At 40.0% G+C, this 14,248-nt stretch carries 10 protein-coding genes, 7 tRNA genes and 3 rRNA genes; 14 read left to right on the top strand and 6 right to left on the bottom strand.

The window, feature by feature from the left end; genetic code table 11:
* Positions 1-350 precede the first annotated feature (350 nt).
* On the top strand, positions 351-1,166 hold the full coding sequence (gene purR / locus MKX45_RS01330) for a pur operon repressor (RefSeq protein WP_010906422.1): 816 nt from the start codon (positions 351-353) through the stop codon (positions 1,164-1,166).
* Between the two features lie 50 nt (positions 1,167-1,216).
* Here purR and lepB read toward each other — a convergent pair whose 3' ends face one another.
* From lepB to MKX45_RS01310, 4 genes are all read right to left on the bottom strand, one after another.
* Positions 1,217-1,843 carry a signal peptidase I gene (lepB, locus tag MKX45_RS01325; RefSeq protein ID WP_021465036.1) on the bottom strand — a complete coding sequence of 209 codons (627 nt, stop codon included), beginning with the start codon at positions 1,841-1,843 and terminating at the stop codon, positions 1,217-1,219.
* A gap of 11 nt (positions 1,844-1,854) precedes the next feature.
* The gene (gene rnhC, locus MKX45_RS01320; protein ID WP_010906420.1) at positions 1,855-2,733 is read right to left on the bottom strand and encodes a ribonuclease HIII; all 879 of its coding nucleotides are present in this window, start codon (positions 2,731-2,733) and stop codon (positions 1,855-1,857) included.
* Between the two features lie 144 nt (positions 2,734-2,877).
* Complete coding sequence (locus tag MKX45_RS01315) at positions 2,878-3,549, bottom strand: ABC transporter ATP-binding protein (protein WP_015427242.1); 672 nt, start codon at positions 3,547-3,549, stop codon at positions 2,878-2,880.
* A gap of 8 nt (positions 3,550-3,557) precedes the next feature.
* Positions 3,558-4,628: an ABC transporter permease gene (locus tag MKX45_RS01310; RefSeq protein WP_057720932.1), complete on the bottom strand. Its 1,071-nt coding sequence runs from the start codon at positions 4,626-4,628 to the stop codon at positions 3,558-3,560.
* 369 nt (positions 4,629-4,997) lie between these two features.
* Here MKX45_RS01310 and rplM point away from each other — a divergent pair, with 369 nt between their 5' ends.
* The 12 genes from rplM to MKX45_RS01250 all read left to right on the top strand — a co-directional run bounded on the left by rplM (position 4,998) and on the right by MKX45_RS01250 (position 11,740).
* Positions 4,998-5,444, top strand: a complete 447-nt coding sequence (rplM, locus tag MKX45_RS01305; protein ID WP_010906417.1) for a 50S ribosomal protein L13 — start codon at positions 4,998-5,000, stop codon at positions 5,442-5,444.
* Between the two features lie 19 nt (positions 5,445-5,463).
* Positions 5,464-5,856 carry a 30S ribosomal protein S9 gene (gene rpsI / locus MKX45_RS01300; RefSeq protein ID WP_004254378.1) on the top strand — a complete coding sequence of 131 codons (393 nt, stop codon included), beginning with the start codon at positions 5,464-5,466 and terminating at the stop codon, positions 5,854-5,856.
* 407 nt (positions 5,857-6,263) lie between these two features.
* Positions 6,264-7,810 (top strand): 16S ribosomal RNA (locus MKX45_RS01295).
* Positions 7,811-7,903: 93 nt separating this feature from the next.
* A tRNA-Ala gene (locus MKX45_RS01290) sits at positions 7,904-7,976 on the top strand.
* A gap of 138 nt (positions 7,977-8,114) precedes the next feature.
* Positions 8,115-11,015 (top strand): 23S ribosomal RNA (locus MKX45_RS01285).
* A gap of 83 nt (positions 11,016-11,098) precedes the next feature.
* Positions 11,099-11,214, top strand: a 5S ribosomal RNA gene (gene rrf, locus MKX45_RS01280).
* Together the 16S, 23S and 5S rRNA genes with 7 tRNA genes alongside form the textbook arrangement of a ribosomal RNA operon.
* 3 nt (positions 11,215-11,217) lie before the next feature.
* Positions 11,218-11,290, top strand: a tRNA-Val gene (locus MKX45_RS01275).
* 35 nt (positions 11,291-11,325) lie between these two features.
* Positions 11,326-11,406 (top strand) — tRNA-Tyr (locus tag MKX45_RS01270).
* Between the two features lie 6 nt (positions 11,407-11,412).
* A tRNA-Trp gene (locus tag MKX45_RS01265) sits at positions 11,413-11,483 on the top strand.
* A 10-nt stretch (positions 11,484-11,493) separates the two neighbouring features.
* Positions 11,494-11,566, top strand: a tRNA-His gene (locus MKX45_RS01260).
* A 6-nt stretch (positions 11,567-11,572) separates the two neighbouring features.
* Positions 11,573-11,644 (top strand) — tRNA-Gln (locus MKX45_RS01255).
* Positions 11,645-11,656: 12 nt separating this feature from the next.
* A tRNA-Leu gene (locus MKX45_RS01250) sits at positions 11,657-11,740 on the top strand.
* Positions 11,741-11,870: 130 nt separating this feature from the next.
* Here MKX45_RS01250 and MKX45_RS01245 read toward each other — a convergent pair.
* Positions 11,871-12,164: a hypothetical protein gene (locus tag MKX45_RS01245; RefSeq protein ID WP_003131256.1), complete on the bottom strand. Its 294-nt coding sequence runs from the start codon at positions 12,162-12,164 to the stop codon at positions 11,871-11,873.
* A 378-nt stretch (positions 12,165-12,542) separates the two neighbouring features.
* The gene (locus tag MKX45_RS01240; protein ID WP_340816725.1) at positions 12,543-13,562 is read right to left on the bottom strand and encodes an SDR family NAD(P)-dependent oxidoreductase; all 1,020 of its coding nucleotides are present in this window, start codon (positions 13,560-13,562) and stop codon (positions 12,543-12,545) included.
* A 124-nt stretch (positions 13,563-13,686) separates the two neighbouring features.
* Between MKX45_RS01240 and MKX45_RS01235 the strand changes: the two genes are divergently transcribed.
* Positions 13,687-14,226 carry a TetR/AcrR family transcriptional regulator gene (locus tag MKX45_RS01235; protein WP_057720775.1) on the top strand — a complete coding sequence of 180 codons (540 nt, stop codon included), beginning with the start codon at positions 13,687-13,689 and terminating at the stop codon, positions 14,224-14,226.
* Positions 14,227-14,248: the final 22 nt, after the last annotated feature.

Genomic DNA, 14,248 nt, shown 5'->3' with positions numbered 1-14,248 from the left:
GTTTTAATTTTAATAATATGAGATAACCTGTCAGTACTGACAGGTTATTTTTTTACTGACAAGATTTTCTTTGGTTTAGTTTCACTTTATCTTGACTTAATGAACCATTAAGTCAGTGAAGCTATAATATATTTATTCCAAAAAAATTTTTTCATAACTTTACTCCTAAAAGTGAAAAAGCAGTATCTAAGTGATACTGCTTTTTTTATTTTCATTTTAAAATGAAACGTTACTGACAGAAAAATATTTTATGAATCTGAAATCTGTCAGTAAAATTGTTTCATGTGAAACTTGAATGTTCGGAAATGCCATGCTATAATAAGCTTATCAAATAGGAGATGAGATAATAAATGAAAAGAAACGAACGTTTAGTTGATTTTACAAATTTTTTAATTAATCATCCCAATCAAATGCTAAATTTAAATGAATTAAGTAAACATTATGAGGTAGCCAAATCATCTATCTCAGAAGATTTAGTATTTATCAAACGTGTTTTTGAAAACCAAGGAGTAGGTCTGGTTGAAACTTTCCCAGGTAGCCTTGGAGGAGTTCGGTTTACGCCTTACATTACTGACGAACGTTCGTTGGAAATGAGTCAGGAAATTGCTGAACTTTTACGTGAAGAAAATCGAATTTTACCTGGAGGATATATTTATCTGTCAGATATTTTAGGCACTCCATCAAATCTTCGTAAAATTGGTCAAATTATTGCTCATGAGTATCATGAAAAGCAAGTTGATGTCGTCATGACTATTGCCACAAAAGGGATTCCAATTGCTCAGTCAGTTGCTGAGATTCTAGATGTTCCTTTCGTAATTGTTCGTCGTGACCCTAAAGTGACCGAAGGAGCAACGCTTAATGTAAATTATATGTCAGGCTCAAGCTCTCGTGTTGAAAATATGACTTTATCCAAACGGAGTCTTTCAATTGGTCAAAATGTTTTGATCGTTGACGACTTCATGAAAGGCGCAGGAACAATCAATGGAATGAGAAGTCTTGTTCATGAATTTGATTGTTTACTTGCCGGTGTTGCCGTTTTTCTTGAAGGACCATTTAAAGGTGAGCGATTGATTGATGATTACAAATCAATCTTGAAAGTTGATCGAATTGACATTGCTAACCGTTCAATTGATGTTCAATTGGGAAATATATTTAATGACAAATAAAAAAAGTTACTGACAGGATATTCTGTCAGTAACTTTTTCTATTTATTCACTTAAAAGAAAGAAATTTTGTTGAGTGGCCACACTCGTAATTTCGCTTCACCAACAATTGCTGAACGCTTGAAAGTTCCAACTGCGCGACTATCTTGAGAAACTACCCGATTATCTCCCATCAGGAAGTATTGTCCCTCAGGAACTTTTACTGTAAAGGTTGGATTACCAGTGCTGTCAGTGGTAAATGCTTTGGTGCTTTGAGCTAAACTAACAAACAAACTGCGGTTTTGTTCACTGAGTGCATTTGTTAAAGGATACTTACCGTAAGTTTTTTCCAACTGACCGTCAGCAAGTTGTTTTTGATAATCTTTGAGATAATTTTCTGGATAAACTTTGTTATTGATTGTGAGTTGGTCATGGTCGAATTTTATAGTATCTCCGGGCATTCCAATGACACGTTTCACGATATCTTTAGTTGAACCATCGGCTGTTTCTTCTTTGGCAACAACAATATCAAAACGATTAATAGTTGATTTTCTTACAATAACCAGACGTTCTTTGTCAGCTAAAGTTGGGTCCATTGAATGACCATCCACAACAACAAGTGACCAAAGAAAGACACGTGAGAGAAGAATAGCGACAATTATAAAGAGAAACAATCCCCACTCTTTTAAAAATTTCATCATAATTTTACTTTCTATAATTGAGCGATTTTAATCGCTTTTTGTGTATTAGCAAAATGAAGTTTTGCTAACTGATTCAGAGCATCAACTCCCTGACTTTTGATAATTTGTGCTGCAATTTTGTCAGATAAATTTCCTGCCCCACTGGGTAACGTGAAACCTGATTCTTTAGATAATTTTTTTAGATTTTCTAAAAAAAGATAACGAGAAATAATTGAACTGACAGCAACAGCCAGAAACTGATCTTCAGCTTTTGTCAGTAAAGTTACCTTTGTCAGCGGATGATTTTGCTCTTTATTAACATATTTTTTATAATTTGCTTCCGTTGTGAAAGCATCAATAACAATATTTTCAGGCTTATGACCTAATTGTTTTTCAAGAAGATAAATGGCTTGATTATGGAGAGCAACTTTAATGCTGACAGCATTATAACCAGAAGCAATCACCTCATTATACTTGGCAGGTTCAACCACTAAAGCAACATGTGGAATTCTATCAATCAATTTTGGAGCAATTTGACAAATTTTTTCGTCAGTTAATTTTTTAGAATCAGCGACTCCAATTTCCTTTAGAAAATTCAAGTTTTCTTCACTGACAAAACTAGCAGTAACCATTAAACCACCAAAATATGACCCGTTGCCCACCTCGTCAGTCCCAATAAGATTTGTTTGTTTTTGAGGAACGACTTGAGCAATATGACCAAAGTCACTCGCTAATTTTTCAGCCTCGTTTCCTTGAAAAACAACTTTTCCAGAAGTATAAACCGAGATAGAAGTTTTCCCAACCTTGGCAAAAAAAGTGATGTAAGGATTTTTGGAAACTTGCTCATAGGATTTGTATTTCTCAGCGAGCTGTTGGCGTTCTTTAGTCTCTAATTTTAGAACAATATTCATAAGAACATTCTACCATAAATTAGCTATTCTAGAATAAGAATCCGACCATTTATTAAAAATAATTTCTTATTAGAATCTATTATAGCAAACATGTTGTAAAATAATGAAAAAAGTCTTCATATTCTAAATACGAAGACCTCAAAGTTAGTCAACTTTCTCACTTAAACGCCCATCTTCCATCAGATAAACTTTGTCACAATAATCAACCAAACGTAAATCATGAGTGACCATAATTGTTGCCTTATTTTTTTCTTTTGCTTCCTTAGCTAATATTTTAACCACTTCATAAGCTTTTTCAGTATCCAAACTTGCGGTCGGTTCATCAGCCAAAATGATTGTAGGGTCATTATATAAAGCACGAACAATAGCTACCCGTTGCCGTTCCCCACCAGAAAGTTCCTCAGGATATTTATCCACCAATTTTTCAAGCCCCAAACGGTTGAGTAAGTCTAAGCCTGCTCTATTTTCTTTTGCCTTATTTACCTTGTCAACCAATTGAAGTTGTTTCTTAACTGTTAGGAATGGCACGAGATTAGAAGCTTGTAAAATAAAACCAATTTCTTCAAAACGAACCTTAGCGCGTGCTTTCTCCTTTTTTTCATTTAAAGCTCGGCCATTAATCCAAATTTCCCCAGAAGAAGGACTTTGCAGTCCGCCGGCAATAGTAAGTAAGGTACTTTTCCCAGAACCTGAGGGGCCAATGATTGCCGCAAACTCACCCTTATCAACAGAGAAATTAGTTTCTTTTAAAGCCTCTATTGTTTCATCCCCATCCTTAAAAGATTTTTTGACATTTTTTAATTCAATAGCTTTCATTATTTCTCCTATCCAATCGCTTTTAGTGGATCAATTTTGACAATTGCTCTGACAGAGAACAAAGCGCCCACAATTGCAACCACAATCATTAAAAGGGTAATCACTCCAAAGAAGAGGAGATTTGTTTGAAAAGGAACAGCTTCCGGTAAAATTAACGCAGAACCTAAAGTGGCTAACAAACCAATTAATACCCCACTAAAAGCTAAAATAAAAGTTTGAGCGATGACAGAATTACTAATAAAGCGACTGGAAATTCCCTGAGCCTTCATTACACCAAAAATCGCTATTTTTTGCATTGTCAGAACATAAATAAAGATTCCAATGACAACCGCAGCAATAACCACTAGAAAGCCAATCATGAAACCAAAGGTCAACACTTGTGCACTATAACCAGGAAGTTTATCTATAAATTTACTGATAGATAATTTTTGGAGCCCTTTAGGCTGTTGGCTAATTTTTCCGCGCGTGACGATAGCATTGTAAGTAGTTTTAGGTTGAAAATTGGAATTTGAACCATAACGAATTTGTTGGAAAGTATCTAAAGAAGTATAAAGCACAGGTGAAATATTGAATTTAGCATTATCTGTAAAGCCAACAATAGTCAATACTTCATTATTGGTTGCTAATTTAATTTTATCACCAAGTTTATAATCATATTGATTTTTAAAACTAATATCAGCTACTACCTCGCCCTTATTTTTAAAATCCCTCCCTTCAAGAATATTGGGATTTAAAAATTCATTTGAATTAATTCCAAAAAAACTGACATTATTTTTTTTATTTTCATTATTGGCATCATAAATAATCCCAGCAGTTTGAGCGAGAACTGCCTTTTCTTTCGCCTTCACCTGACTGGCAATATCTGAATCAATCATTGACATATTGAGAGAATCATTGGCTTTCTCAGATAAAAAAATATCAGTTGCTTTCCATTTATCAGCTGCCATTCTATTTTCTTGAGCCAAACCATAGGCCAAACCAGATAAGAAAAACACAAGATAGGAAATCAAAAACATGACACCAATTACGAGAGCATATCTTAATTTTGAATGTTTAATTTCATTAATTGCTAAAAACATCATTGAGCTCCTATTTTCTATATAAATCCCCCAAATTTCCGAGGGCTAACTGAATAAAAGGACTTGTATTATATAAACCCCTTTTAAAAAAGTCTATCATAGTTCAAATGGAAGTGCTACCATAATGCTTGTAGCAAAAACCACAAAGAAACATTTGAAAAGATATAAAACTAAAAAATACATAATCCACGAAAAGAAGTAAATAAAGGGGATATAATCCCTAAAATGTCTTGACAAACCCAGGAATAATATGATATGATGATAAACGGTATTGTTTACCCCATTTTTGTGGCCCCGGAAACCCAAAAATACTTTGCAGGACTCTTACACCTGCTGTAAACAAATTCTAGTAAAAGGAAAATAACCAAAATGATGAAAACTACATTCATGGCTAACGCTCAAAACGTTGACCGTAAATGGTACGTCGTCGATGCAACTGATGTTCCTCTTGGACGTCTTTCTGCAGTTGTCGCAAGCGTACTTCGCGGAAAAAACAAACCAACATACACACCACATACTGATACAGGTGATTTCGTAATCGTTGTTAACGCTGAAAAAATCAAATTGACTGGTAAAAAAGCAACTGATAAAGTATATTACTCACACTCACTTCACCCAGGTGGATTGAAATCAGTTACTGCTGGTGAACTCCGTGAAAAAAATGCTGTACGTTTGATTGAAAAATCAGTAAAAGGTATGCTTCCACACAACACACTTGGACGTGCTCAAGGCATGAAACTTAAAGTGTTTGTTGGCGCAGAACACACACATACAGCTCAAAAACCTGAAGTCCTTGACATCACAGGTTTGATTTAATCAGGAAGGAACGAACATAATGGCACAAGTACAATATGCCGGCACAGGCCGTCGTAAAAATGCAGTAGCACGCGTACGTCTCGTACCTGGTACTGGTAAAATCACAGTTAACGGACGTGAAGTAGAAAGCTACATCCCACACGCAGACATGCGTCTCGTTATCAACCAACCATTTGCAGCTACACAAACAGAAGGTAGCTACGATACACTCGTAAACGTAAATGGTGGTGGTGTATCAGGTCAAGCAGGAGCTATCCGTCACGGAATCGCTCGTGCATTGCTCCAAGTAGACCCAGACTTCCGTAGTGCTTTGAAACGCGCTGGACTCCTTACACGTGACGCCCGTATGGTTGAACGTAAAAAACCAGGTCTCAAAAAAGCCCGTAAAGCATCACAATTCTCAAAACGTTAATATTATTCATATATCAACGTTTAAAACACTTCCATATGGAAGTGTTTTTTTGTATTAAATTTATACCTAGAAAATTTGTAAATTCTCTCATACAATATCCAAAAGGTAAAATAATAAACCCCAAAATTACATTTTCTATAAAAACTGTAGATTATAAAACATGACAACCGTGGGATTTTCCGGATGTAAGATAAAAAAAGTCGTAAAAGCCACAGTTAATTCTTGACAAGATTAGGTAGGTTTGATAGAATATAATAGTTGTCGCAAGAGACGAGGGTCTTGAAGCGATAAGCTAGACCATTGAAAACTGAATAAAGAAGAATGACTCATGTGATGTAGTAAGATACATCAAAAATCTGTCAATCAATAATGAAAGACAAGCCAGTCACTTCGGTGACTTAAATACTTTATTTGAGAGTTTGATCCTGGCTCAGGACGAACGCTGGCGGCGTGCCTAATACATGCAAGTTGAGCGCTGAAGGTTGGTACTTGTACCAACTGGATGAGCAGCGAACGGGTGAGTAACGCGTGGGGAATCTGCCTTTGAGCGGGGGACAACATTTGGAAACGAATGCTAATACCGCATAAAAACTTTAAACACAAGTTTTAAGTTTGAAAGATGCAATTGCATCACTCAAAGATGATCCCGCGTTGTATTAGCTAGTTGGTGAGGTAAAGGCTCACCAAGGCGATGATACATAGCCGACCTGAGAGGGTGATCGGCCACATTGGGACTGAGACACGGCCCAAACTCCTACGGGAGGCAGCAGTAGGGAATCTTCGGCAATGGACGAAAGTCTGACCGAGCAACGCCGCGTGAGTGAAGAAGGTTTTCGGATCGTAAAACTCTGTTGGTAGAGAAGAACGTTGGTGAGAGTGGAAAGCTCATCAAGTGACGGTAACTACCCAGAAAGGGACGGCTAACTACGTGCCAGCAGCCGCGGTAATACGTAGGTCCCGAGCGTTGTCCGGATTTATTGGGCGTAAAGCGAGCGCAGGTGGTTTATTAAGTCTGGTGTAAAAGGCAGTGGCTCAACCATTGTATGCATTGGAAACTGGTAGACTTGAGTGCAGGAGAGGAGAGTGGAATTCCATGTGTAGCGGTGAAATGCGTAGATATATGGAGGAACACCGGTGGCGAAAGCGGCTCTCTGGCCTGTAACTGACACTGAGGCTCGAAAGCGTGGGGAGCAAACAGGATTAGATACCCTGGTAGTCCACGCCGTAAACGATGAGTGCTAGATGTAGGGAGCTATAAGTTCTCTGTATCGCAGCTAACGCAATAAGCACTCCGCCTGGGGAGTACGACCGCAAGGTTGAAACTCAAAGGAATTGACGGGGGCCCGCACAAGCGGTGGAGCATGTGGTTTAATTCGAAGCAACGCGAAGAACCTTACCAGGTCTTGACATACTCGTGCTATTCCTAGAGATAGGAAGTTCCTTCGGGACACGGGATACAGGTGGTGCATGGTTGTCGTCAGCTCGTGTCGTGAGATGTTGGGTTAAGTCCCGCAACGAGCGCAACCCCTATTGTTAGTTGCCATCATTAAGTTGGGCACTCTAACGAGACTGCCGGTGATAAACCGGAGGAAGGTGGGGATGACGTCAAATCATCATGCCCCTTATGACCTGGGCTACACACGTGCTACAATGGATGGTACAACGAGTCGCGAGACAGTGATGTTTAGCTAATCTCTTAAAACCATTCTCAGTTCGGATTGTAGGCTGCAACTCGCCTACATGAAGTCGGAATCGCTAGTAATCGCGGATCAGCACGCCGCGGTGAATACGTTCCCGGGCCTTGTACACACCGCCCGTCACACCACGGGAGTTGGGAGTACCCGAAGTAGGTTGCCTAACCGCAAGGAGGGCGCTTCCTAAGGTAAGACCGATGACTGGGGTGAAGTCGTAACAAGGTAGCCGTATCGGAAGGTGCGGCTGGATCACCTCCTTTCTAAGGAATATATACAAAGACGTGAGCATTCAACTTTATTCAGTTTTGAGGGGTTTAGTCATAAACCTAAGCAAGAATCAACTTCTTGATTGTGGGGCCTTAGCTCAGCTGGGAGAGCGCCTGCTTTGCACGCAGGAGGTCAGCGGTTCGATCCCGCTAGGCTCCATTGTCAGACAAGACGTTAAAATCACTTGAACATTGAAAACTAAATAACAATATCTAATAACGATAAATAAACCAAAAGCTGTGAATTTTAAAGAATTTACAAACTTATACTTGAAAAACGATGATTATAAATCATCATGGCAAAGTTAATAAGGGCGCACGGTGGATGCCTTGGCACTAAGAGCCGATGAAGGACGTGACTAACGACGATATTCTAGGGGGAGCAGTAAGTACGCATTGATCCCTAGGTCTCCGAATGGGGAAACCCAGCTGCTACTAGCAGTTATTCATGAGTGAATACATAGCTCATGTAAAGGTAACGCAGAGAACTGAAACATCTAAGTACCTGCAGGAAGAGAAAGTAAAAACGATTTCGTAAGTAGCGGCGAGCGAACGCGAAGAAGGGCAAACCAAGAAGCTTGCTTCTTGGGGTTGTAGGACTGCAACGTGGACTTAAGCATTATAGTCGAATAACCTGGGAAGGTTAATCAAAGAGGGTAATAATCCCGTAGACGAAATAGCGCTTATACCTAGCAGTATCCTGAGTAGGGCTGGACACGCGAAATCCAGTTTGAATCCGGGAGGACCATCTCCCAACCCTAAATACTCCTTAGTGACCGATAGTGAACCAGTACCGTGAGGGAAAGGTGAAAAGAACCCCGAGAGGGGAGTGAAATAGCACCTGAAACCGTGTGCCTACAAGAAGTTCGAGCCCGTTAATGGGTGAGAGCGTGCCTTTTGTAGAATGAACCGGCGAGTTACGTTATGATGCGAGGTTAAGTTGAAGAGACGGAGCCGTAGGGAAACCGAGTCTGAATAGGGCGACTTAGTATCATGATGTAGACCCGAAACCTAGTGACCTATCCATGAGCAGGGTGAAGGTGTGGTAAGACGCACTGGAGGCCCGAACCAGGACACGTTGAAAAGTGTTTGGATGACTTGTGGATAGCGGAGAAATTCCAAACGAACTGGGAGATAGCTGGTTCTCTCCGAAATAGCTTTAGGGCTAGCGTCGAAATGTAAGTGTATTGGAGGTAGAGCACTGTTTGGGTGAGGGGTCCGTCTAGGATTACCAATCTCAGATAAACTCCGAATGCTAATACACATGTTCGGCAGTCAGACTGCGAGTGCTAAGATCCGTAGTCGAAAGGGAAACAGCCCAGACCAACAGCTAAGGTCCCAAAATATATGTTAAGTGGAAAAGGATGTGGGGTTGCATAGACAACTAGGATGTTAGCTCAGAAGCAGCTATCATTCAAAGAGTGCGTAATAGCTCACTAGTCGAGTGACCCTGCGCCGAAAATGTACCGGGGCTAAACATATTACCGAAGCTTTGGATTGATATTTTATCAATGGTAGGAGAGCGTTCTTAACCGCGATGAAGGTATACCGTGAGGAGTGCTGGAGCGTTAAGAAGTGAGAATGCCGGTATGAGTAGCGCAAGATAAGTGAGAATCTTATCCACCGTAAGACTAAGGTTTCCAGGGGAAGGCTCGTCCGCCCTGGGTTAGTCGGGACCTAAGGCGAGGCCGAAAGGCGTAGTCGATGGACAACTGGTTGATATTCCAGTACTAGATATGATCGTGATGGAGGGACGCAGTAGGCTAAGAGATGCCAGTTAATGGATTCTGGTCTAAGCAGTGAGGTGTGAGATGTGTCAAATGCATTTCTCTTTAACATTGAGCTGTGATGGGGAAGCAACTACGGTTGCGAACTCTCTGATGTCACACTGCCAAGAAAAGCTTCTAGCGTAAAGTCATATCTACCCGTACCGCAAACCGACACAGGTAGTCGAGGCGAGTAGCCTCAGGTGATCGAGAGAACTCTCGTTAAGGAACTCGGCAAAATAGCCCCGTAACTTCGGGAGAAGGGGTGCTGGTGTAAAAGCCAGCCGCAGTGAATAGGCCCAAGCAACTGTTTATCAAAAACACAGCTCTCTGCTAAACCGCAAGGTGATGTATAGGGGGTGACGCCTGCCCGGTGCTGGAAGGTTAAGAGGAGTGCTTAGACGTAAGTCGAAGGTATGAATTGAAGCCCCAGTAAACGGCGGCCGTAACTATAACGGTCCTAAGGTAGCGAAATTCCTTGTCGGGTAAGTTCCGACCCGCACGAAAGGCGTAATGATTTGGGCACTGTCTCAACGAGAGACTCGGTGAAATTTTAGTACCTGTGAAGATGCAGGTTACCCGCGACAGGACGGAAAGACCCCATGGAGCTTTACTGTAGTTTGATATTGAGTACCTGTAAGTCATGTACAGGATAGGTAGGAGCCATTGAAATAGGGACGCTAGTTTCTATTGAGGCGTTGTTGGGATACTACCCTTGACTTATGGTTACTCTAACCCGCTGGCATAATCGGCCAGGGAGACAGTGTCTGACGGACAGTTTGACTGGGGCGGTCGCCTCCTAAAGAGTAACGGAGGCGCTCAAAGGTTGGCTCAGATTGGTTGGAAATCAATCGTAGAGTGTAAAGGTAAAAGCCAGCTTGACTGCGAGAGCTACAACTCGAGCAGGTAGGAAACTAGGACTTAGTGATCCGGTGGTACCGCATGGAAGGGCCATCGCTCAACGGATAAAAGCTACCCTGGGGATAACAGGCTTATCTCCCCCAAGAGTTCACATCGACGGGGAGGTTTGGCACCTCGATGTCGGCTCGTCGCATCCTGGGGCTGTAGTCGGTCCCAAGGGTTGGGCTGTTCGCCCATTAAAGCGGCACGCGAGCTGGGTTCAGAACGTCGTGAGACAGTTCGGTCCCTATCCGTCGCGGGCGTAGGTAATTTGAGAGGATCTGTCCTTAGTACGAGAGGACCGGGATGGACTTACCGCTGGTGTACCAGTTGTTCCGCCAGGAGCACGGCTGGATAGCTATGTAGGGAAGGGATAAGCGCTGAAAGCATCTAAGTGCGAAGCCCACCTCAAGATGAGATTACCCATTCGTAAGAATTAAGAGCCCAGAGAGATGATCTGGTAGATAGGCTGGAAGTGGAAGAGTTGCGAGACTTGGAGCGGACCAGTACTAATCGCTCGAGGACTTTACCAAAAGAGTCAAATATAATATGCTTATGGTTTAAAAGTTAGAAGAATTGTTATTTAGTTTTGAATGTTCAAGGTAACATTTAATGATTTGGTCATCATTGCGATGGAGATACACCTGTTCCCATGTCGAACACAGAAGTTAAGTCCATCTACGGCGGAAGTACTTGGGGGTTGCCCCCTGGGAGATAGGCGAGTGGCCAAGTTTTGGGAGTTTAGCTCAGCTGGGAGAGCATCTGCCTTACAAGCAGAGGGTCAGCGGTTCGATCCCGTTAACTCCCATTGGTTGTTTCAGCCATTAAGTGAATAAAGAGTTTGGAAGGGTAGCGAAGAGGCTAAACGCGGCGGACTGTAAATCCGCTCCTTCGGGTTCGGGGGTTCGAATCCCTCCCCTTCCATAGAAAACGGGCATCGTATAAAGGTAGTACAAAGGTCTCCAAAACCTTTAGTGTGGGTTCAATTCCTGCTGCCCGTGTTTCATTATGGCGGATGTGGTGAAGTGGTTAACACACCGGCTTGTGGCGCCGGCACTCGCGAGTTCGATCCTCGTCATCCGCCTTTTAATGGGGTATAGCCAAGCGGTAAGGCAAGGGACTTTGACTCCCTCATGCGTTGGTTCGAATCCAGCTACCCCAGTTGTTATGTTTCGCCGAAGTGGCGGAATAGGCAGACGCGCCAGACTCAAAATCTGGTTCCTTCACGGGAGTGCCGGTTCGACCCCGGCCTTCGGCATAACATAAAAGCTAACATGCCTATTGTTAGCTTTTTTTATATAATTAATTAGATTATTTTATAGTTAATAAAAACTACTGAAAACTATTGAATTCGGTAGTTTTTTATTATATTAAATAAGTTTTTGAAATCAGGAGAAGCGTAAAGCCTGAACTGAGAAGCTTGCTCCAGCAATGATAAAAATATAGCCAATAATCAAGGATTTGAGAATATTTCCGTCGCCATGAACGATTAGAGGAATCAAAAATCCTGCTAAGCACAGAATTGGGGTCCATGTTCTAGTTGCTAGATTATGCCAAGCTAAATAGAAAATTAATAGTGAAAGAATCGTCCCTACAGCTAGAAGTAAAATCAGTAGTGTAGAGTTGATTGCTGTTAAATTCCCATTTATCCAGAAGACACCATGTTTTAGTATCTCATCCACCTTTCCTCGGTAAGTCCCATCTATATCATACCTTTGCCAATCTACTTTAAAAAATGTGTGGTTAAAAATAATATAAGTGATGGTAATAATTAGTGAAAGGATAGAATATAGTAATAAGATCCATCTTTTAATATTATTTGGTTTGTTTATAAAAATTTTCATAGTTCTCCTTAATTATAAAAAACGATATATTCAAACTATTTTGAATATATAGCATAATATTAGCACTTGATCAATAACATGTCAAAGAAGTTTGTGTATTTTTAATATAAATGCTATTATTTAATCAAACGTAGTATGTATAATGAGTTTCATCTAATGAAAAAATAGATAAACTGACCTATTTATAATAGGTCAGTTTTATTTTATAGTAAGGTTTTATTCAAAATCCAGACCTGTTATATTTTTTGAAATCTGCCAAAGTCTATCTGCGTCATTGTGGTCTACTGCATGCGGACGTAAGCCTCCAGAAAAATTATTAGCTTCTTCTGATGTCATAAGTCTGGCAATATTAAGGTCTTCACAATAAAGCCCACACTTACCTTCTAAATCAGGGCTTGTTGAGGCCCAAAGAGGTGTTGCGGCACCTTGAGCTATTGTTTTTAAATAGCGATATTTACTTCGGTCAAAGCCGGATTTAAGTGCATTAAAAAATACGGGGATATGAATTAATTTAAAATAGTCGGCTAGGTAGCGGAGCCAAGGGGTAATAGGTGAATTTTGACGACCAATATTTGTCATTGGAATCATACCAGGGTGGACGGCAAAACTTCTAATTCCATATTTTTTTCCTAGTTCATCTAGTTTTATTGAAAATAAAACGTTGGCAGTTTTAGATTGTTGGTAGCCTATTTGGGGATTATAGTTTTCTATTTTTTCAAAATTCCAATCTTCTAGTAATGGTGTCATTTGTTGAGCACGACTGGATAAATTTATAACTCTTGAGATTTTTGCATTTTTTAAAGCGGGTAAAAGTTCCATTGTTAATTGATAGTGGCCTAGATGGTTTGTGGCAAAGTGATATTCTATTCCTCGAGAATCTCTTTTTAAAGGAAGGTACATTAATCCAGCGGAATTAATAAGAATATCTAGTTTTGAATTATTTTGCAAATAACTTTCGGCAAATTGATGAATACTTTCTGGATTGGTGAGGTCAAGGGGAAGAATGTCAATATTTTTTATTTTAGATAAATTTTTCTTGGCTACTTCCATTCTTCGGGCGGGGATAATAATTTTTGCTCCAGCACGTGAAAGTTGTTTGGTCATCTCTAAACCAATACCAGAATACCCACCAGTGATGATGATTGTTTTTCCTGAAAGATTAATATTTTTCATAACTTTATTTGCTGTTGTTTTATAATTAAATTTGTAGTTTGCTATTGGTTCTTGATTTGACATAATAAAATTTTCCTTTGTGTTATAATATTTATGTGATACAAGTGTAACAGCAAAAAAGAACTTTTACAATTAACTTTGGACGGTTTGTCTTTAAAAGTGACAACAAAATGAAAGTGTAACAGAAATGAAGCGAAAAGAGCAATATCAAGATTTTCATGACTTTATTATTGAAGGAATGATGTTGTGTTTAGAGAAATATACAATCAATGAATTGCCATTGACAGAAGTTTGCAAAAAAGCCGGGGTGAGTCGGATGACTTTCTATCGGCACTTCAAAAATAAGGAAGAAGTCGTATTAGAGTATTTTGAGCTAATCTATGATAAATTTCTCAAAGAACTTTTGGAGCTAGAAAGTATTAACTCACTTATTTTAAGTGAGAAGTTGGTGGGACTATTTGTTGAACAAGAAGAAGAAATAGAAAAAGCTGTCAAGGGGAATTATTATTCGCTGATTTTTCAGGTATTTGCTCAAAAGATGACTATTTTTTATAATGAAACAACGACTTGGGCTGATTATCTAGGGACAAAGCAAAAATTTTGGAACGATTTTATGGCTGCTGGTTTATTTTATGTTTTAGGAAATTGGGTGAAAAATGGCTGTCAAGACTCTTATGATGAAGTGGTGAAGATGGTTGTAGAATTCCATGAACAAGTGAACAGATAAAAAGGCTCAAGTTATTTTGAGC

This window comes from Lactococcus sp. FSL W8-0209, from assembly GCF_038006585.1.
GTDB classification, from domain to species: domain Bacteria; phylum Bacillota; class Bacilli; order Lactobacillales; family Streptococcaceae; genus Lactococcus; species Lactococcus lactis.
The sequence above is the reverse complement of the archived record's forward strand: the minus strand, read 5'-3'. Positions and strand labels throughout refer to the sequence as shown.